This is a genomic window from Mesorhizobium sp. AA22 (assembly GCF_001672375.2).
Taxonomy (GTDB): domain Bacteria; phylum Pseudomonadota; class Alphaproteobacteria; order Rhizobiales; family Rhizobiaceae; genus Mesorhizobium; species Mesorhizobium wenxiniae.
The window spans coordinates 699,581-719,069 of the sequence record NZ_CP048406.1 but is presented as its reverse complement, the minus strand read 5'-3'; the positions used below and the strand labels follow the sequence as shown (position 1 = coordinate 719,069).

The 19,489-nt window shown below is 63.8% G+C and carries 17 protein-coding genes; 11 read left to right on the top strand and 6 right to left on the bottom strand.

Annotation, left to right across the window (positions count from 1 at the left end; translation table 11 throughout):
* Window positions 1–102: 102 nt before the first annotated feature.
* Window positions 103–330, top strand: a complete 228-nt coding sequence (locus tag A9K68_RS03405; protein ID WP_065006436.1) for a hypothetical protein — start codon at window positions 103–105, stop codon at window positions 328–330.
* Here A9K68_RS03405 and A9K68_RS03400 read toward each other — a convergent pair.
* Together A9K68_RS03400 and A9K68_RS03395 are read right to left on the bottom strand one after the other, a co-directional pair.
* Complete coding sequence (locus A9K68_RS03400; RefSeq protein ID WP_065006435.1) at window positions 302–1,063, bottom strand: ABC transporter permease; 762 nt, start codon at window positions 1,061–1,063, stop codon at window positions 302–304. The two genes, A9K68_RS03405 and A9K68_RS03400, sit on opposite strands and share 29 nt — an antisense overlap.
* Window positions 1,060–1,986 (bottom strand): ABC transporter ATP-binding protein, encoded by a 927-nt coding sequence (locus tag A9K68_RS03395; protein WP_065006434.1) that lies wholly within the window; start codon window positions 1,984–1,986, stop codon window positions 1,060–1,062. Before A9K68_RS03395 ends, A9K68_RS03400 begins: the two co-directional genes overlap by 4 nt.
* Before the next feature lie 232 nt (window positions 1,987–2,218).
* Between A9K68_RS03395 and A9K68_RS03390 the strand changes: the two genes are divergently transcribed.
* The gene (locus tag A9K68_RS03390; protein WP_065006546.1) at window positions 2,219–3,577 is read left to right on the top strand and encodes a cytochrome ubiquinol oxidase subunit I; all 1,359 of its coding nucleotides are present in this window, start codon (window positions 2,219–2,221) and stop codon (window positions 3,575–3,577) included.
* Window positions 3,578–3,588: 11 nt separating this feature from the next.
* A complete protein-coding gene (locus tag A9K68_RS03385) occupies window positions 3,589–4,593 on the top strand; it encodes a cytochrome d ubiquinol oxidase subunit II (RefSeq protein ID WP_065006433.1) in 1,005 nt (334 codons plus the stop codon).
* Between the two features lie 169 nt (window positions 4,594–4,762).
* On the opposite strand, the gene msrA is transcribed toward A9K68_RS03385, so the two are convergent.
* The 3 genes from msrA to A9K68_RS03370 all read right to left on the bottom strand — a co-directional run bounded on the left by msrA (window position 4,763) and on the right by A9K68_RS03370 (window position 7,187).
* The gene (gene msrA / locus A9K68_RS03380) at window positions 4,763–5,503 is read right to left on the bottom strand and encodes a peptide-methionine (S)-S-oxide reductase MsrA (protein ID WP_065006432.1); all 741 of its coding nucleotides are present in this window, start codon (window positions 5,501–5,503) and stop codon (window positions 4,763–4,765) included.
* Window positions 5,504–5,610: 107 nt separating this feature from the next.
* Window positions 5,611–5,883, bottom strand: coding sequence for a hypothetical protein (locus A9K68_RS03375; RefSeq protein WP_065006545.1), 273 nt, complete (start codon window positions 5,881–5,883; stop codon window positions 5,611–5,613).
* Between the two features lie 254 nt (window positions 5,884–6,137).
* Window positions 6,138–7,187 (bottom strand): TadE/TadG family type IV pilus assembly protein, encoded by a 1,050-nt coding sequence (locus A9K68_RS03370; protein ID WP_065006431.1) that lies wholly within the window; start codon window positions 7,185–7,187, stop codon window positions 6,138–6,140.
* A gap of 183 nt (window positions 7,188–7,370) precedes the next feature.
* Here A9K68_RS03370 and lepA point away from each other — a divergent pair, with 183 nt between their 5' ends.
* From lepA to A9K68_RS03330, 8 genes are all read left to right on the top strand, one after another.
* Entirely contained in the window at window positions 7,371–9,176 is a 1,806-nt protein-coding gene (gene lepA, locus A9K68_RS03365; protein ID WP_065006430.1) for a translation elongation factor 4, read from the top strand.
* 351 nt (window positions 9,177–9,527) lie between these two features.
* Complete coding sequence (locus A9K68_RS03360) at window positions 9,528–10,022, top strand: hypothetical protein (RefSeq protein WP_065006429.1); 495 nt, start codon at window positions 9,528–9,530, stop codon at window positions 10,020–10,022.
* A gap of 10 nt (window positions 10,023–10,032) precedes the next feature.
* Window positions 10,033–10,545: a hypothetical protein gene (locus A9K68_RS03355; protein ID WP_065006428.1), complete on the top strand. Its 513-nt coding sequence runs from the start codon at window positions 10,033–10,035 to the stop codon at window positions 10,543–10,545.
* Window positions 10,546–10,785: 240 nt separating this feature from the next.
* On the top strand, window positions 10,786–11,409 hold the full coding sequence (locus A9K68_RS03350) for a CDGSH iron-sulfur domain-containing protein (protein ID WP_065006427.1): 624 nt from the start codon (window positions 10,786–10,788) through the stop codon (window positions 11,407–11,409).
* A gap of 256 nt (window positions 11,410–11,665) precedes the next feature.
* On the top strand, window positions 11,666–11,983 hold the full coding sequence (locus A9K68_RS03345; protein ID WP_065006426.1) for an endonuclease domain-containing protein: 318 nt from the start codon (window positions 11,666–11,668) through the stop codon (window positions 11,981–11,983).
* A 189-nt stretch (window positions 11,984–12,172) separates the two neighbouring features.
* Window positions 12,173–14,194, top strand: a complete 2,022-nt coding sequence (locus A9K68_RS03340) for a hydantoinase/oxoprolinase family protein (protein ID WP_065006425.1) — start codon at window positions 12,173–12,175, stop codon at window positions 14,192–14,194.
* 289 nt (window positions 14,195–14,483) lie between these two features.
* A complete protein-coding gene (locus tag A9K68_RS03335) occupies window positions 14,484–16,658 on the top strand; it encodes a malate synthase G (RefSeq protein WP_065006424.1) in 2,175 nt (724 codons plus the stop codon).
* Window positions 16,659–16,962: 304 nt separating this feature from the next.
* Window positions 16,963–17,505, top strand: coding sequence for a hypothetical protein (locus tag A9K68_RS03330; RefSeq protein WP_082982159.1), 543 nt, complete (start codon window positions 16,963–16,965; stop codon window positions 17,503–17,505).
* Window positions 17,506–17,865: 360 nt separating this feature from the next.
* On the opposite strand, the gene A9K68_RS03325 is transcribed toward A9K68_RS03330, so the two are convergent.
* Window positions 17,866–19,398: a YifB family Mg chelatase-like AAA ATPase gene (locus A9K68_RS03325; protein WP_065006422.1), complete on the bottom strand. Its 1,533-nt coding sequence runs from the start codon at window positions 19,396–19,398 to the stop codon at window positions 17,866–17,868.
* Window positions 19,399–19,489 lie beyond the last annotated feature (91 nt).

Genomic DNA, 19,489 nt, shown 5'->3' with positions numbered 1-19,489 from the left:
TCCCAATTGCCAACGGCTTCCGTTCAATTCTCGCTGCCACCAATGATTCGAAGCCCGCGGGCTTGCGGGTTATCCCGAAGCGCGGCACGCGGAATCTCGACCATGCCCTCCTTGCGCAATTGTTTCGACCGCCTGCTCCAGGGCGCCGCGCCCAAGGTCACCCGGCAGGAGCTGACCCATGTCGAGCGCCTGGCGCTGGTCCGCCGGCATGGCGATTTCTCGCTCGCCTATTCGACCGCCGTCCAGGGCAATCTTTCAAGGGATGCCGGCCTAGCCCACGGCTCAGCGTGCTGTAAGCCGGTCAGTTCCGCAGCCGGTAGCCGGTCCTGAAGATCCACGCGACGATCGCTATGCAGATAAGCAGGAAAACGACGGTCATGCCGAGGCTGATGCCGATCGAGACGTCGGATTTGCCGTAGAAACTCCAGCGAAAACCGCTGACCAGATAGAGGACGGGGTTGAACAGCGTCACCGTGCGCCAGATGCCGGGCAGCATGTCGATCGAATAGAAGCTGCCGCCAAGGAAGGTCAGCGGCGTGATGATCAGCAGCGGCACCAGCTGCAGCTGCTCGAAGCTCTTCGCCCAGATGCCGATGATGAACCCGAACAGGCTGAAGGTCACCGACGTCAGCACCAGGAAGGAGAGCATCCAGAACGGATGCTCGATGGTCAGCGGCACGAACAGCGACGCGGTCGCCAGGATGATCAGGCCGAGTATGATCGACTTGGTCGCCGCACCGCCTACGTAGGCAATGATGATCTCCAGATAGGACACTGGCGCCGACAGCAATTCGTAGATCGAGCCGACGAATTTCGGGAAATAGATGGCGAAGGAGGCGTTGGAGATCGACTGCGTCAGTAGCGACAGCATGATCAGCCCCGGCACAATGAAGGCGCCGTAGCTGATACCGTCGATCTCGGTGATGCGCGAGCCGATGGCCGAGCCGAAGACGACGAAATAGAGCGATGTCGAGATGACAGGCGACACGATGCTCTGCAGCACGGTCCGAAAGGCGCGCGCCATCTCCATCTTGTAGATCGCCCAGACTGCTCGCAGGTTCATGCGTCCCTCCTCACCAGATTGACGAAGATCTCCTCGAGCGAGCTGTTTTGCGTGTCGATATCGCGGAACTGGATGCCGGCCTTCTCAAGGTCGCGGAGCAGCGAGGCGACGCCCGGCCGTTCGCTCTGGTTGTCATAGGTGTAAGTCAGTTGATTGCCGTCCGGCGCAAGCTCCAGCGCGTAGCGCGAAAACGTCTCGGGTATGGTGGCGAGCGGACTGCGCAATTCCAGCAACAGCCTTTTGCGGCCGAGCGTGCGCATCAGTTCGGCCTTGTCCTCGACCAGCACGATTTCGCCGCGATTGATGACGCCGACGCGGTCGGCCATCGCTTCGGCCTCCTCGATATAGTGTGTGGTCAGGATGATGGTGACGCCATCCTCGCGCAGCCGGCGCACCATCGCCCACATGTCCTGGCGCAGCTCGACGTCGACCCCGGCTGTCGGCTCGTCGAGGAACAGCACTCTCGGTTCGTGCGACAACGCCTTGGCGATCATCAGCCGCCGCTTCATGCCGCCGGACAGGGTGATCGCCTTGGCGTCCTTCTTGTCCCACAACGACAGGTCGCGCAGCACTTTCTCGACGAAGGCGGGGTTGGCTGGCTTGCCGAATAGGCCGCGGCTGTAACTGACAGTCGCCCATACGGTCTCGAACGCGTCGATGGTCAGTTCCTGCGGCACCAGCCCGATGAGGCTGCGCGCGGCGCGATAATCCCGGCCGATATCGTAGCCGTCGACGGTGACCGTGCCCGACGAGCGGTTGACGATACCGCAGACGATCGAGATCAGCGTCGTCTTGCCGGCGCCGTTCGGCCCGAGCAGCGCAAAGATCTCGCCACGCTCGATGTCGAGGTTGATCTCCTTCAGCGCCTTGAAACCGGTGGCGTAGGTCTTGGTGACCCCGGAAATGGAAATGATCGATGGCATGGCTGAAAAAAACGGCTGCTTGAAAGGAGAACTGTTGGTTCAATCCGCTGAATGTCGGTGCGCGCAGCCGGAAGTCAATGGCACTCCTGACAGTTCTGGACATCGGCATGCGAAGACGCATCCACCGCTGCCGCAGTCCTGCGGCGTTCCGCCTCGCGTGACGCCACGCCGCTTTGACCGTTTAGCGCATCCGGCCTATCTTCTGCGACACAAGCAGCAGCCGGAGCCCACCATGGACCCGCTCATCCTTTCGCGCATTCAATTCGGCGCGAACATCTCGTTCCATATCCTGTTTCCGGCTATCACCATCGCGCTTGGCTGGATGCTGCTGTTCTTCAAGCTTCGCTACAACGCCACAGGCGATACCGCCTGGATGCGCGCCTATTTCACCTGGGTGAAGGTGTTCGCGCTGTCCTTTGCCATGGGCGTGGTTTCGGGCGTCACCATGAGCTTCCAGTTCGGCACCAACTGGCCGGGTTACATGGAGACCGTCGGCAACATAGCCGGCCCGCTGCTCGCCTATGAGATACTCACCGCCTTCTTCCTCGAGGCGGCGTTCCTCGGCATCATGCTATTCGGCTTCCGCCGCGTCTCCAACCGCACCCACACGCTGGCAACCGTGCTGGTGGCCGGCGGCACCACCCTGTCGGCCTTCTGGATCATCGCGCTCAATTCCTGGATGCAGACGCCGGTCGGCTTTGAGATGCGCAACGGCGTAGCGCACGCAACCGACTGGTGGGCGATCGTCTTCAACCCGTCGATGCCCTACCGGCTCGTCCACATGCTGCTTGCCTCCGGCCTGACGGTTTCGTTCCTGATCGCTGGCCTGTCGGCGCTGCGTTATCTCTATGGCGACCGCTCGGAATCGATGTGGAAGGCCTTGCGCACCGGTGTCTTCACCGCGGCGATCCTGATCCCCATCCAGATCTTCGCCGGCGACCAGCATGGCCTCAACACGCTCGAGCATCAGCCGCAGAAGATCGCCGCCATGGAGGCCAACTGGAACACCGGCCCCAATGTGCCGCTGGTCCTTTTCGCGCTTCCCGACGAGGCGGCAAGGGAGAACAAATTCGAAGTCGCCATCCCCGACGGCGCCAGCCTCATCCTCAGGCACAGCGCCAGTGGCGTCGTGCCGGGGCTGAACGACTATGCCGGCAACCATCCGCCGGTCTTCCCGGTGTTCTGGGCTTTTCGCATCATGGTCGGCACTGGAGTCCTGATGCTCGTCGTCTCCTGGTCGGCCGCCTTTTTCCTTAAGCGCCGCCACACCCTGCCGAAACCGCTGGCCCTGGTTATGGTGCCGATGGCGCTGTCCGGCTGGCTGGCGACGCTGGCCGGCTGGTACACCACCGAGATCGGCCGCCAGCCCTGGCTGGTCACCGGTGTGCTCAAGACCCTCGATGCGGTCGGCCCGGTCGCCGGCAGCCAGGTCGCGCTCTCGCTTGCGGTCTATCTCATCCTCTACGCGCTGCTTCTGATCGCCTATCTCGGCGTGCTGGTCTATCTGGCGCTGAAGGCGGCGAAGGACGGCGATACCTCGCCGCTGCCGGGCGTTCTCGATGCGGCGCTGTCGCAACCGGCGGCAAAATAGGGAGAACGGTGATGACCCTCGACTGGCCGACATTGCTCCCCCTCATCTTCGCCGGCCTGATGGGCCTTGCCATCCTGATCTACGTTATCCTCGACGGCTTCGATCTCGGCATCGGCATCCTGTTCGCGGCCGCTGAAGACGCCGAGCAGGACACGATGATTGCGGCAATAGGCCCGTTCTGGGACGCCAACGAGACCTGGCTGGTGCTGGCGGTCGGCCTGCTGCTGGTTGCCTTCCCGCTGGCGCACGGCACCATCCTCACCGCGCTCTACATTCCGGTCTTCCTGCTCCTTGTCGGCCTGATCCTGCGCGGCGTTGCCTTCGATTTCCGTGCCAAGGTACCGGCCGGCCGGAAGCATCGCTGGAACCGCATCTTCTTCCTGGGCTCGGTCATCGCCTCGCTGGCGCAGGGCTACATGCTGGGGATTTATGTTCTGGGACTGGATGTCGGCCTCAGCGGCATGGCCTTCGGCGCTCTGGTGGCGTTCTGCCTTGCCGCCGCCTATGCGGCGATGGGCGCGGCCTGGGTTATCTACAAGACGGAAGGCGAATTGCAGAAGAAGGCGGTGCTATGGCTGCGCCGGGCGCTGGTGCTGACCGCGCTCGGCATGGTCGCCGTCTCGCTGGCCACGCCGCTCGCCAGTCCACGCATCTTCGACAAATGGTTCGTCTGGCCCGCCATGCTCTATTTGTCGCCGCTGCCGATCCTGTCGGCGGTGCTGTTCGCCTGGCTGTGGCGGCAGACCTTCCACCTGCCTAAAGCAGACGACCGCCACGCGCTGACGCCGTTCTTGACACTGGCCGCCATCTTCACGCTGGGCTTTGCCGGGCTCGCCTGGTCGTTCTATCCCTTCGTCGTGCCCGACAGGCTGACCATCTGGCAGGCGGCGTCCGCGCCTGAAAGCCTCGCCATAATCCTGGCCGGCACGGTGGTCGTGCTGCCGGTCATCATTTTCTATTCGTTTTATGCCTACCGCGTGTTCGGCGGCAAGGCGACGGATCTGACCTACGACTGACAGGCGACCGCCGCACTGCACAATATTTAGGCGGCCTGCCAGTCGAGCGGCATTGGGTCGTGAAGAAAGCCTTCCCCGATCCCATTGAGAAAGCCCGATTCAAGCCGATTTCGATGGTTTGGCATGCCTGTTGCCTTGCCCTGGCGACCAATTGGTTTTGCTCAAAAGATCAGCTCTTGTTGGCGGCCAGCACCAGCACCGGTTTTTCGCTGTAAAGGTCTGGGAATAGCGTCTTCAAATTCTCGATTTTGGGCAGGTCGTTGTAGACGATATAGGGGTAGGTCGGGTTCAGCGTCAAAAAATCCTGGTGATAGTCCTCGGCCGGATAGAAGGGTTTCCCGGTCTCCAGCGTGGTCACGATCGGCCCCGGAAACACCTTGGCCTTGTCGAGCTGGGCGATGTAGCTCTCGGCGATCTTCTTCTGGGCGTCGCTTTCGGCAAAGATCGTAGAACGGTATTGTGGGCCGCGGTCCGGACCCTGATAGTTCAGCTGCGTCGGGTTGTGCGCGACCGAGAAATACACTTGCAGCAACTGGCCGTAGGTCACTTCTGACGGCTCGTAGGTGATCTCGACGGCTTCGGCGTGCCCGGTGCGGCCGGTGCCGACCGTCTCGTAGACGGCGGTGTCCTTGTCGCCTCCGGCATAGCCGGACACGGCGCTGGTCACGCCCTTGACGTGCTGGAACACGCCCTGCACACCCCAGAAACAGCCGCCGGCGAAGATCGCCTTGGCGGTGCCGGCGGCGGGTTTTTCGTCCATCGCCGGCGGTGGGATCACCACCGCCTTCTCGGCCGAGATTGCCGGCGTCTGCCACAAGGTGGCGCCGGCCGCCGCAAGCATCAGCGCCGCGAGCGCGCCCCTGGCGAAGTTCGTCAATCGTTTCGCGGCGGGTTTTTCAATGCCGGTCATCTCTGATCTCCCATGCATGAGTTTAAGACTATACGACAGATAGGTCCGTCGCGGTTTCACATTGCCGTGCGGCGCGTGCATCGGCCGCGCTCCGTTCCGGACGCGGCTTACTTGGCCGTCCCCATTTCGTTGCAGGTCTTGGTCGCCGGGTCCTTTTTCATCGCGTCGGTTTCCACGGCAGCCTTGTCCATGCAGTCCTTCATCTTTTCGGCCGCCATCGGATCCGCGGGCTTCATCGCTTCGGTCGCTGGTTTCATGGCGTCAGTCGCCATCGCATCGGCCGGCTTCATCGCATCTTCGGCGCGGGCAATGCCGGCGGCAAAAAGCGCCGTCGAGCAAAGCGCGAAGGCAAGTGCCGGCAAGGTCAGGCGGTTGGTCATGGTCGTCTCCCAGGGTGGTGGCGCGCCGGACTGGCGATCACATCGGTTCTTCGCCGCCGCCTGGGCCTTCGTTACAGCCATCACCGCTTCGTGATCGTTCTTGCCTTCACCCACAAGGGAGAAGGCAGTGTCACCTCCGCGCGCTTCGAACTCGCCACCGTCGCCCGCAACAAAAACGCCGCCCGTGGCGACCGGACGGCGTTGAAATGAGATGTATGCGAATGCGCGTCCTCTCTGGACGCGACCTGTCCAGCCTATTGCGTAAGCACTGTTTGCGAAGGCCGCTGGTTGAAGTCGCATTTGCCTGTCACGGTGTAGAAGAAGTCGGCGTTGGACACCGGAGCCGGTACGGGATTGCCGCCATCTTCCCAGGCCTGCTGGCTGGGTTGGCCGCACGGCACGGCGGTGAAGATGTCAACCAGTTTGCCGTTCGCGACTTCAACGCCGTCGATGTACAACCGGTTCGATGTGTTTGCGTCGTTCGACTTGAGCTTGGTTAATTGGGCCGATGGCACATCCATCTGCAGATACAGCACATCCATCAGGCTGACGTCGATCACCGCGCCGGCGCCGTTCGAGGGGTACATGGTGTTGGTGCAGGTGGTCAGGTATTTTTTGGTGCCGCTCGTCTGGGTGATCGCCCCGGTAGGCAGGTTGTTGAAGTTGAGCACCGTCTTGGTCGTGCATTTTTGTTCCTGGACCTTCGTGCTCGTCGATCCATTCACCGTATACACTGTCGACGTGCCGTAGCCTTTCGGATCACCAAAGTTGTTGTAGACATAGCTGATCTTCATCAACGGGTTGACCGCCGTCTCGCCGAATTTCGTGCCGTAGAGCGTCATCGTCTTGTTCCAATGGCCCGATACCTTGTTGACCTTGAACGTGGTCTGCACCAGCGCCGGCCTCTTGCGCACCGCCGACGCGACGCCGATCTGCACCGTGTCGACGTGGGCGATCTGCATGAAGTTCGTCGGCATGGCAAAGCTGGCCGAAGCATTGATGCTGGCGGTGCCGTCGGCAGCGACGACGAAGCTGTCGAGCTTGGCGGTGCCTTGCCCGCTATTGGCCGTAAATGACTCCTGCAGTTTCACCTGACGGTCCGCCAGTGACGTGCTGGTTGGCAGCGTAGTGATCGACAGGGTCGCGGCATCGAGCGCATTCTGCATCGATCCCTTGGTCGCAACGGCTGAGTTGTAGTCGATTGAAAAGCCCAGAGCGGCACACATCGGGATAAGCATGATGGCGAGTATCGGCGCGAGGGAGCCGCTCTCGGAATTGAGAAAATGATGTCCAGATTGTGGCATTGCTTGGCCCCCCAAACGGTGACAGGTCGTTGCCTGTCACGCAGGGCGCGAACTATGCACTAATCCGGTGGATCAAAGCTTAACGGTGTTGCGCCCCCCGCAGCGCGCAAACCTCAGTGATTGCTTTGGCCGCACGCCCGGCCGCTTGCCCGGGCAAGCTGCCCCTGCTAAAGCCGCCCCATCATGACCACGCCGATCAAGAACATCCGCAATTTCTCCATCGTCGCCCATATCGACCATGGCAAATCCACGCTTGCCGACCGGCTGATCCAGCTGACCGGCGGGCTGGAGCTGCGCGACATGAAGGAGCAGGTGCTGGACTCGATGGATATCGAGCGTGAGCGCGGCATCACCATCAAGGCGCAGACCGTGCGGTTGAAATACCGCGCCAACAATGGCGAGGACTATATCCTCAATTTGATCGACACGCCCGGCCATGTCGACTTCGCCTACGAAGTGTCGCGGTCGCTCGCCGCCTGCGAGGGCTCGCTGCTGGTCGTCGACGCCTCTCAAGGGGTCGAGGCGCAGACGCTGGCCAATGTCTACCAGGCCATCGACAACAACCACGAGATCGTCGTGGTGCTGAACAAGGTCGACCTGCCGGCGGCCGAGCCCGAGCGTATCCGCGAGCAGGTCGAGGAGGTGATCGGCATCGACGCCTCCAACGCCGTGCTGATCTCGGCCAAGACCGGGCTCGGCATTCCCGACGTGCTGGAGGCGATCGTCAACGATTTGCCGCCACCGCGCGAGGGCGACATCGCGGCACCGCTGAAGGCGATGCTGGTCGACAGCTGGTACGACGCGTATCTCGGCGTCATCGTGCTGGTCCGCGTCATCGACGGCGTGCTGAAGAAGGGCCAGACCATCCGCATGATGGGCACCGGCGCCAAGTACCTGGTCGAGCGCACCGGCGTCTTCACCCCTGCCCGCATCAACGTCGACGAGCTCGGCCCCGGCGAGTTCGGCTTCTTCACCGGCTCGATCAAGGAAGTCGCCGACACTCGCGTCGGCGACACCATCACCGAGGACAAGCGCCAGACGGCGCACGCTTTGCCCGGCTTCAAGCCGGCGCAGCCGGTGGTGTTCTGCGGCCTGTTCCCGGTCGACGCCGCCGATTTCGAGGACCTGCGCGCCGCGGTTGGCAAACTGCGCCTCAACGATGCGTCTTTCTCATACGAAATGGAAACCAGCGCCGCGCTCGGCTTCGGCTATCGCTGCGGCTTCCTTGGCCTTTTGCACCTCGAAATCATCCAGGAGCGGCTGGAGCGCGAGTTCAACCTCGACCTCATCGCCACCGCGCCGTCGGTCGTCTACAGGCTGCTGTTGAACGACGGCACGACGAAAGAATTGCACAACCCGGCCGACATGCCCGACGTGGTCAAAATCCAGGCCATCGAGGAGCCGTGGATCCGCGCCACGATCCTGACGCCGGACGAGTATCTCGGCGGGATCCTGAAACTCTGCCAGGACCGGCGCGGCATCCAGGCCGACCTGTCCTATGTCGGCAAGCGCGCCATGCTGACCTACGACCTGCCGCTCAACGAGGTCGTCTTCGACTTTTATGATCGCCTAAAATCGATTTCCAAGGGCTACGCCTCCTTCGACTATCACCTGACCGACTACCGCGAGGGCGACCTGGTGAAAATGTCGATCTTGGTCAATGAGGAGCCGGTCGACGCGCTGTCGATGCTGGTACACCGCACGGCGGCGGAAAAGCGCGGCCGGCAGATGTGCGAGAAGCTGAAGGAGCTGATCCCGCACCATCTGTTCAAGATCCCGATCCAGGCGGCCATCGGCGGCAAGGTCATCGCCCGCGAAACGATTTCGGCGCTGCGCAAGGACGTCACCGCCAAATGCTACGGCGGCGACGTCTCGCGCAAGCGCAAGCTGCTCGACAAGCAGAAAGAGGGCAAGAAGCGGATGCGCCAGTTCGGCAAGGTCGATATCCCCCAGGAAGCGTTTATCCAGGCGCTGAAGATGGGGGATTGAGAGGGCGCTACCTAACCGACATCACCAGAGCCTTGGAACTCATCCGATGACGCTGACTGGATGGCCTCGGTGTCGCGGATTCCCCGGGAACATACAATAGCATATTCGCACGTTGGAGCTGCTTGGTCTTCGGGGCCCATTAGACGCTTTCCATGCTGAAAAACACAGGCCCATCGCCGCCCCTGGCAAAGCCGCTGTAGCCATTCTGAATAAAATTTGTGCTGCCGTCGGGCTCCGTCGCTTAAAATTCGCAATGGCGCCATCGGAAGCATTTAACTGCGTAGCGGCCATTGCTTATCCGTTGGAGGACGCCCCGCCCTGCGCTATCCTCTCGGCTTGGGGAGACATGACATGCGCTCCACTCCGGATTTCGCCATCGGCGGCGCATTCGGCCTTGCCGGCACCTTCGTGGCGAGCGCCGAGCTCCGCGAAACACTGTGGACGATCGACGGCGTCGCGCTCGTCGTGACGCCGGCGCTTTTGACGATGAAATATCAGCGGCTGGGCAATGACTGCGTCGCGGCCGGGTTCCTGACATTCCTCGCCGGCGAGAGCCTGCTGCTGGCCGGCAATGCGGCGAGCCTTGAGGCCAGCGTTCCCTCCTATGTCGGCGGCATCTCGCTCTGGGCGGCAGCGCTCGTCATGATCAGCGCGCCGAGCACTTTTGCCCTGTGGATGCGGCTCACCGCTATTGTGGCCGCCATTCTGTTCATCGTGTCGGCCGGAATGATCCTCTGGGGTGCGCCTTTGCTGCCGACCTCGTCGCCTTTGCCCGCCGCCGGCTATCCCTTCCTGGTCCTCACCTTCATCGGCTGGATCTGGACCTTGCTGAAGCCCGAACGGTGAGCGGGAAAAAATGTCTACGCCGCTCGAAATCCGCAACAGCGCGACGGGCAAGATCTTCCCGGCCATCGGGCCGTTCCTGATCGGCGCGATCTTCGCTTTCGGCGCGCTGCAGGGGCTGGCGGCGGGCGCGGCTGGCGGGTGGGTGCTGGTGATCGTGCTTCTGGCGCTCGGTTGCCTGGCGCTCGGCTTCTTCATCGCGCGCGGCGCCTTCGACACATCGGTCAAGGTCACCCTGGATCAGCGCGGCTTCCGCGATGCTCGCGCCGGCGACGTGCTGGTGCCCTGGCAGAACGTGCTGAGCGTGCGGCTCGCCTCCGGCGGCAAGGGTGCGGCGATGCTCAATTTCGAGCTGACCGGGGAACCGCCCGACGAAATCAAATACTCGGCCGTCAATGCGCTCAGCCGGATGCTGCCCTTCGGCAAAAACATCGTGCACATGGAAATCTCCTCGCTCGACGTCCAGGGGCAGGACATGATCGCGGCGATCCGGCGGCTGGCGCCGCATGTGGCGATCGACGGTTGACGCGCCTTTATCCCCCCTTGAGGGGAAGATGTCGCCGGAGGCGACAGGGCCTCGCGTGAAGCACGTATCAAGCGGAACCCGGTCGGACCAACCCCCTCTGGCCTGCCGGCCATCTCCCCCTCAAGGGGGGAGATTATTCGCTCGGCCGCCTGCACCCAAAAAGGGGAGATAGGGCGCACCCTTCACGGCTTGACGCGGTCCGCACGGCCGCCCTAGCCTGACACGAACAGGAGACACCGCATGGCAGTGGTCGAGGGCGAGAAGATCGATGTCGGCTTTTCCGGCCGGCGCTGCATCCATTCGCGCAACTGCGTGCTGGGCGACCCGCATGTCTTCGTGCCCAATGCACCCGGCCAGTGGATCCACCCCGAGGCGGCCAGCGTCGAGAAGATCGTCGCAATTGCCGAGAGCTGCCCGTCGGGCGCCATCACCTATGTCAGGAAGGATGGCGGCCCACAGGAACAGCCGCCGGTGGTCAACACCGTGCGGCTCAGGGAAAACGGCCCGCTGGCGCTGCATGCCGAGATCGTGTTCGGTGCGGAGACGTTCTTCCGCGCCACGCTCTGCCGCTGTGGCGCGTCGGAGAACAAGCCGTTCTGCGATAATAGCCATCTGAAATCGGGCTTCGCCGCCACCGGCGAGCCGGCGCTGAAGGACACGCCGGCGCTGGAGGCGAGAGACGGGCCGCTGACGGTGACGCCGACCACCAACGGCCCGCTCAAGCTCGAGGGCAATGTCGAGATCGTCACCGGCACCGGCCACACGGTCGACCGCACGACACGCACCTTCCTCTGCCGCTGCGGCCACTCGGCCAACAAGCCGTTCTGCGATGGCTCGCATAAAAGGGTCGGGTTCGTGGGGTAGTCGCCGAGGTTGGCGTTCCTTCGCGCCCCCCTCTGCCCTGCCGGGCATCTCCCCCACGAGGGGGGAGATTGGCGGTTTCGCCGTTGGCGTTCTCTTTTGCAGCGTTGAAAATTTGCGAAAGCATGCGTGACATTCGATCTCCCCCCTCGTGGGGGAGATGTCCGGCAGGACAGAGGGGGGCGCCGTAGAGCGCTAATTTCAGCAGCACAATGCCTCACACGCCACTGCCTCCAAACATCGCGCGAACGCCAGATCGATGCGCACATCAGCCGAGGTGAAGCTCTGGAACGAGCTTCGTGCGCACCGGTTGATGGGGCTTGGCTTCCGCCGACAATTTCCGATTGCCGGTTACATTGTCGACTTCGCTTGTTCGGAGAAGAAACTGATCGTCGAGGTTGACGGCTCCCAGCATGGGCAAGGCGATGCTGTTGCCGGCGACGCGGCAAGGACATTGCGTCTGGAACAGGATGGCTGGACTGTCCTGCGCTTCTGGAATGACGACATCATCCCCGACATCGACAATGTCTGCCAGCATATTGTGATTGCGGCTGGCCTAGGGCGTGCGTCTGAATGAACGGCCGGAGCGGATGTGACCACGGCGAGGCCGGCGGGACAGCGCCCCCCTCTGTCCTGCCGGACATCTCCCCCACTTGGGGGAGATTGGCCGTCACCACGGTCATCTCCTGTTGGCCCACCTCTCCCGCCTTTATCCGCCGGCCCGTATCGGCTAAGGGGCGGGAACGCAAAATCTCCGGACCCGCCAATGACCGCCAAGACCAAACCCCTGTTCCTCGGCATCGACACCGGCGGCACCTATACCGATGCCGTGCTGTGGTCGGAAGCCGGTGGCCCTAACGGCAAAGTGCTGGCCAAGGCCAAGGCGCTGACCACCCGCCATGATCTGGCCGTCGGCATATCAGGCGCGGTCGACGCGGTGCTGCAGAAAGCCGGCACCGACCCTGCAGCGATAAAACTGGTGTCGATGTCGACGACGCTTGCCACCAACGCGCTGGTCGAGGGCCAGGGCGGCCGCGTGGCGCTGGTGATGATCGGCTTTTCCGAAGGCGATCTTGCCCGCGACGGGCTGAAGGCGGCACTCGGCAGCGACCCGGTGGTGTTCTGCCCCGGTGGCCATGATGTCCACGGCAATGCGGCAAAGCTCGACCTGTCCGGGCTGGAGGCGGCACTGCCGGAACTCGCTGCCTCGGTGTCCGGCTTTGCCGTCTGCGCCTATTTCGCCACCCGCAATCCGGCGCATGAGCTCGCCGCTCGCGACCTCATCCGCGAAAAAACCGGCCTGCCGGTCACCGCCAGCCACGAGTTGTCGGCCAAGCTCGGCGGCCCGCGCCGGGCGCTGACGACGCTGCTCAACGCCCGGCTGATCTCGATGATCGACCGGCTGGTCGCGGCGACCGAAGGTTTTCTTGCCGCGCGCGGCATCGCCGCCCCCTTGATGGTGGTGCGCGGCGACGGCGCCCTGGTCTCGGCCGCCTTTGCCCGCCAGCGGCCGATCGAGACGATTCTTTCAGGCCCGGCCGCCAGCCTGGTCGGCGCCCGCCACATGACCGGCCTCGACAATGCTGTCGTCTCCGACATCGGCGGCACAACCTCTGATGTCGCCGTGCTCGACCAGGGCCGTCCCAGGCTCGATCCGGAAGGCGCCACCGTCGGCGGTTTCCGCACCATGGTCGAGGCGGTCGCCATGCGCACTTTTGGGCTCGGTGGCGATTCCGAAGTGGCGCTAGAGGATGGCGTGCTCAGCCCAAGAATCCTGCTCGGCCCGCGCCGCCTGGTGCCGCTAGCGCTGGCCGGCATGGTGCATGGCGAAGCCGTCACCTCAGAATTGGAGCGCCAACTGCGGGCGCCGAACCCCGGCCGCATGGATGGCCGCTTCGCCGTGCGCACCGGCGTGCCGGAGCGGCTCGCAGCCGGCCTCACCGCTCCGGAAGCGAGGCTGTACGAGGCGATCGGCAGCGTGCCGCTCGCCCTCGACAGGCTGCTCACCTCGAACGCCCAGAACGCCACCTTGAACCGGCTGGTGTCGCGCGGCCTGGTGCATATTTCGGGCTTCACGCCGTCGGACGCCGCCCATGTGCTGGGCAAGCAGGCCAACTGGGATGCCGCCACCGCGAGGCTCGGCGCCGAACTGTTCACCCGCAAGCGCGACGGCCGCGGGCAGTTCGTCGCCGCGACGCCAGAGGCGATCTCCGAGCGGGTGCTGCTGACGCTGACGCGCTGGTCGGCGGAATACATCCTCGAAACCGCCTTTGCCGAGGACGGGCTGGACGGCGCCGCGACCGTGGCGCACGCGCTGGTGCAGCGCGCCGTCGACGCGCATCCCGGCATCGCACGGCTCAGCGTCGCGCTCGACCGTCCGGTGATCGGCCTCGGCGCCTCGGCGCCGCTGCACTATGCCGGCCTGGCCGAGCTGGTCGGCAATGGCTGCGTGGTACCCGAGGATACCGACGTCGCCAACGCGCTCGGCGCCGTAGTCGGCCAGGTCAGGGTTTCGGCGGAAGCGCGGGTCAGCCAGCCCAAGGAGGGGCTGTTTCGCGTCGCGTCAGGCGAAACCGTGCGCGATTTTGTCGACGAGGCGGCGGCAATCGCCGCCGCGGAGACCGATGTGCGGGCGATAGCCGCCGGGCGGGCCAGGGACGCCGGCACCGATAGCGCCGAGATCGAAATCGCCAGCGAATTCTGCGTCTCCACCGTCGAGGGTCAGCGCATGTTCATCGAGGCGCTTGTCGTGGCGGTGGCGTCCGGCAGGCCAAGGATTGCGGTTTGAGCGCGACAGGCCAGAGGCGAGCTGTGAATCGCGGCATCACTCCAGCTTGGGTTCCTCGCCCCCACAAAATGGGGGAGAGGTGGCTCGGCGAAGCCGAGACGGAGAGGGGGACTGCGCCTTACGAAAGCCCCCTCTCCGGCCGCTTCGCGGCCACCTCTCCCCCGCCCTGCGGGGGCGAGGAACCCAGGTCTTGAAACAGCGTAAAATATCCTCCTTCACCCTAAGCTGAATTGACCCTGCCACCCTGACATGCCAAAGCGCGCAAAGCCTTTCGTCTGGAGAACCTCCGATGACCGATCGCGTCGAAATCGCCGGATTGAGGATTGCCCGCGAGCTTTATGATTTCGTCGTGAACGAGGCGCTGCGGGGCACCGGCATTGCAGCCAACGCGTTCTGGACCGGCTTTGCGGCCATCGTGCACGATCTTTCGCCGAAGAACCGGGCGCTGCTCGAAAAGCGCGACGCCCTGCAGGACCAGATCGACCGCTGGTATCGCGACAATGGCGCGCCCAGCGACATGGAAGCCTACAAGGATTTCCTCAAGGAGATCGGCTATCTCGTGCCGGAAGGGCCGGCCTTCTCCGTCGCGACCGAAAATGTCGACCCGGAGATTTCGGTGGTCGCCGGGCCGCAATTGGTGGTCCCGGTGATGAATGCGCGCTACGCGCTGAATGCCGCCAATGCGCGCTGGGGCTCGCTCTACGATGCGCTCTACGGCACCGATGCCATTCCCGAGACCGGTGGCGCCGAGAAGGGCGGGCGGTTTAATCCCGCCCGGGGCGCAAAAGTCATCGCCTGGGCGAAAAGTTTCCTCGATGAGTCGGTGCCGCTGACGACAGGCAAATGGGCTGGGGTGAACGGGCTTTCGGTTGCCAACGGCATGTTGCGGCTGGGCGAGGGCGCCGGCGCCACCACGCTCGCCGACCCCAAACAGTTTGCCGGCTATCGCGGCGACGCCGCCAATCCCGAGGCCGTCCTGCTCACCAGGAATGGCTTGCATATCGAGATATCAATCGACCGCAGCAACCAGATCGGCAAGACTGATCCGGCCGGCATTGCCGACGTCGTGCTGGAATCGGCGCTGACCACCATCCAGGACTGCGAGGATTCGGTCGCCGCGGTCGATGCGCAGGACAAGGTCGTGGTCTACCGCAACTGGCTCGGCCTGATGAAGGGCGACCTTGCCGAGGAGATCACCAAGGTCGGCAAGACCTTTACGCGAAAACTCAATCCCGACCGCTCGTATACCGCGCCTGATGGCGCCACGCTGACCCTGCCCGGCCGCTCGCTGATGCTGGTCAGGAATGTCGGTCATCTCATGACCAATCCGGCGATCTCTGACCGCGACGGCAACGAGGTGCCGGAAGGCATCATGGATGCGGCCATGACGGCGCTGATCGCGCTGCACGATGTCGGGCCGAACGGCCGCCGCGCCAATTCCCGCGCGGGCTCGATGTATATCGTAAAGCCCAAGATGCACGGGCCGGAGGAAGTCGCCTTCGCCGTCGAGATCTTTGGCCGCGTCGAAGCCCTGCTCGGCATGGCCGAAAATACCATCAAGATGGGCATCATGGACGAGGAGCGCCGCACCACGGTCAACCTCAAGGAGGCGATCCGCGCCGCCAAAGACCGCGTCGTCTTCATCAACACCGGCTTCCTCGACCGCACCGGCGACGAGATCCACACCTCGATGGAAGCCGGCCCAATGATCCGCAAGGGCGACATGAAGCAGGCCGCCTGGATTGCCGCCTATGAAGCCTGGAACGTCGATACCGGGCTGGAATGTGGGCTGGCCGGCCACGCCCAGATCGGTAAAGGCATGTGGGCGATGCCCGATCTTATGGCGGCGATGCTGGCGGAAAAGATCGCCCACCCCAAGGCCGGCGCCAGCACCGCCTGGGTGCCGTCGCCGACGGCTGCGACGCTGCACGCCACCCACTACCACAAGGTCGATGTCCCTGCCGTCCAAGTGGCGCTGAAAAGTCGGCCCAAGGCAAAGCTCGACGACATCCTGTCCGTGCCGGTCGCGGCGCGGCCGAACTGGTCTCAAGAAGAAATCCAGAAGGAGATCGACAACAACGCGCAAGGCATTCTGGGCTATGTCGTTCGTTGGATCGACCAAGGCGTCGGCTGCTCGAAAGTGCCTGACATCAATGACGTTGGCCTGATGGAGGATCGCGCCACGCTGCGTATCTCCTCGCAGCATATCGCCAACTGGCTGCACCATGGCGTGTGCACCTCAGACCAGGTGATGGAGACGATGAAGCGCATGGCTGGCGTCGTCGACCACCAGAACGCAGGCGATCCGCTCTACCGGCCGATGGCGCCCGACTTCGACAGGTCCATCGCCTTCCTCGCCGCCTGCGACCTTGTCTTCAAGGGCCGAGTCCAGCCCAACGGCTACACCGAGCCGGTGCTGCATGCACGGCGGCTGGAGCTGAAGGCGAAGGAAAGGGCTGGATAGCAGGCCGCCGGTGCAAAGGCGCAGTCTCAAGATACGAGGCGCGAAATAGAAGATCGTCCCGTGCTGCATGTTTGAGATGCGCCACTGACGGTTAACCTCATTCGGATGTTTCCAGGTGGGGCAGAAATTGTGCGCCTATCCGTGCTCAGGCCGAAGGCACGTTGTAGGCATATATTAGTAGACGCTAAGGCGCCGTTGTCCCGGTGCCTGCGATCTGCTACGATTTAACCACCGACAAACGGCACTGGGAGGCCGTGCGTCCGACATCATGCACAAGATCAACTCAAAAAACCGGAGAATGGCCATGAAACGGCTTCTGACGGTCGCCGCCCTTTTGGCGGCGGGCAGTTTGTTTGCGATGCAAGGCGCAGCCGCCGACGACGCTGCGATGATCAAGAGCGCTGAATCCGCCGCACCCCCGGCTGTAGCAAGCAGCGCTACGATCCACGCCATGGATGAGAAGGGCGTAATGCGCAAGCTGCGCGAGGGCACAAACGGCTTCTGGTGCATGCCGGACAATCCGGCCACGCCTGGCCCGGATCCAATGTGTGGCGACGCCAACTCGATGGAATGGGCGATGGCGTGGATGGGAAAAAAGGAACCGCCCAAGGGCAAAGTCGGCTTCATGTATATGCTGGCCGGTGGCACCGACGGCAGCAACACCGATCCTTATGCGACGAAGCCTGAGGAAGGCAACAATTGGGTGGAGACTGGACCGCACGTGATGATCGTCAACGCAACGGACATGATGCAGGGCTATCCGGCTGACCCCAAACCTGACACGTCCAGGCCATATGTGATGTGGGCGGGCACTCCCTACGCACATCTCATGATCCCGGTTAAGTAGTTGTCGCGGAAATGACTGGCGATTGCGGTCAGGCTGCATAGCACCGGAATGTGGAATACCTTGCCGGCCCGGGCCGCTTCCGGCCCGCAGGCTGACCGACGCCGATCCGCGCGTATTGTGGGTCAGCTGGTTCCCGGCCCGCTTCGAGCGGCGGCACCTCGCAACCGATGGCGACATGCGCCACGCAAATCGTCAGGCTGGCGGCCGACGGCGTCTGGTTGGCCGACCTGGCGACGATGGTTCTTCCCGACAGGTAGCAACTCCGCGTCGAGCTCCTTGAGATGACCCGGCAGCCCAGAACCGATGTATAGGCTTGCTGGCTGCTCGGCGGGCAAGCTTTCCGGCGCCGAACATTGCACTCTACGCCGCCTGCGCCATTCGCTCCGAGCTCATGCGGTAGGAAATCGCCTCAGCCAGATGGATGCGGCCGACCGTCTCGCTGGCCTCGAGATCGGCCAGCGTTCGCGCCACTTTCAGCACCCGGTGGTAGGCGCGCGCGGAAAAGCCGAGTTTTTCGCTGGCGTCCCTGAGCAGCGACAGGCCTGATGCATCCGGCATCGCGATCTCCTCGATGACCGAGGGCGAGCAATGCGCGTTGGTGGTGGCAGTGGTCGCGCCGAGCCGCTCGAAACGCTCGCGCTGGATTGTCCGGGCGCGTGCGACGCGCAGCGCCACAGCGGCACTCTTCTCTGCCCGGTCCGGTCGGATCAGATCGCTGGCCGAGACCGCCGGCACCTCGATCCGGAGATCGATGCGGTCGAGCAGCGGGCCGGAAATGCGCGCCTGATAGTCGGTGCGGCAACGGTCGCCGCGCAGGCAGCGATAGCCCGGCTCGCCGGCCATGCCGCAGCGGCACGGGTTCATCGCCGCAACCAGCTGGATGCGCGCCGGATAGGTGACCCGATGGTTGGCGCGGGCGATCATGCAGTCGCCGGTCTCCAGCGGCTGGCGCAGCGCGTCGAGCGCCTGCGGCGAGAATTCGGGAAACTCGTCGAGGAACAGCACGCCGTGATGGGCAAGCGACGCCTCGCCCGGCCGCACCCGCAGGCCGCCGCCGACCATCGCCGCCATCGAGGCCGAATGGTGCGGGGCGCGGAACGGCCGCCGGTCGGTCAGCTTGCCTTCGCCGAGTTCGCCGGCCACCGACGCGATCATCGAGACTTCGAGCAATTCCCTCGGCGCCAGCGGCGGCAGGATCGACGGCAGCCGCTGCGCCAGCATCGATTTTCCCGAACCCGGCGGTCCGACCATCAGCAGATTGTGACCGCCGGCCGCCGCCACTTCGAGTGCCCGCTTGGCGGTCTCCTGGCCCTTGATGTCGGCCAGATCCGGCAGGTCACGCGCCGCGGCATGGATGCCGGCCTCCGGCCGTGACAGTACCTGCGTGCCGCGAAAATGATTGGCGATGGCGATCAGGCTGCGCGGCGCCAGAATGTCGAAATCCTTGCCGGCCCACGCCGCTTCCGGCCCGCAGGCGAAAGGACAGATCAAGCCCTTGCCTTCGGCATTGGCGCCGATCGCCGCCGGCAGCGCGCCGGCCACCGCGGCGATGGTGCCGTCGAGCGACAGCTCGCCAAGCACGACATAGCCGGCCAGCATGTCGCCCGGAATGGCCCCCAGTGCCGCCATCAGGCCGAGCGCGATCGGCAAATCGTAATGGCTGCCTTCCTTGGGCAGGTCGGCCGGCGCCAGATTGACCGTGACCTTCTTCGACGGCATTGACAGGCCCGACGAATGCAGCGCCGCCTGCACCCGCTCCCGGCTCTCGGCCACCGCCTTGTCGCCGAGACCGACGATGTGCATGTTGACCTTGCCCGGTGCGATCATCACCTGCACGTCGACCGGCACGGCCTCGATGCCCTGGAAAGCGACCGTACGGACCCGCGCAACCATTTTTTCAGCCCCCGGACATGGGCTCGCCCGAAGCCCATGCGATCATGCCGCGAACGGCGTTACTGGAGACAACCACAGATTTCGGGCAAAG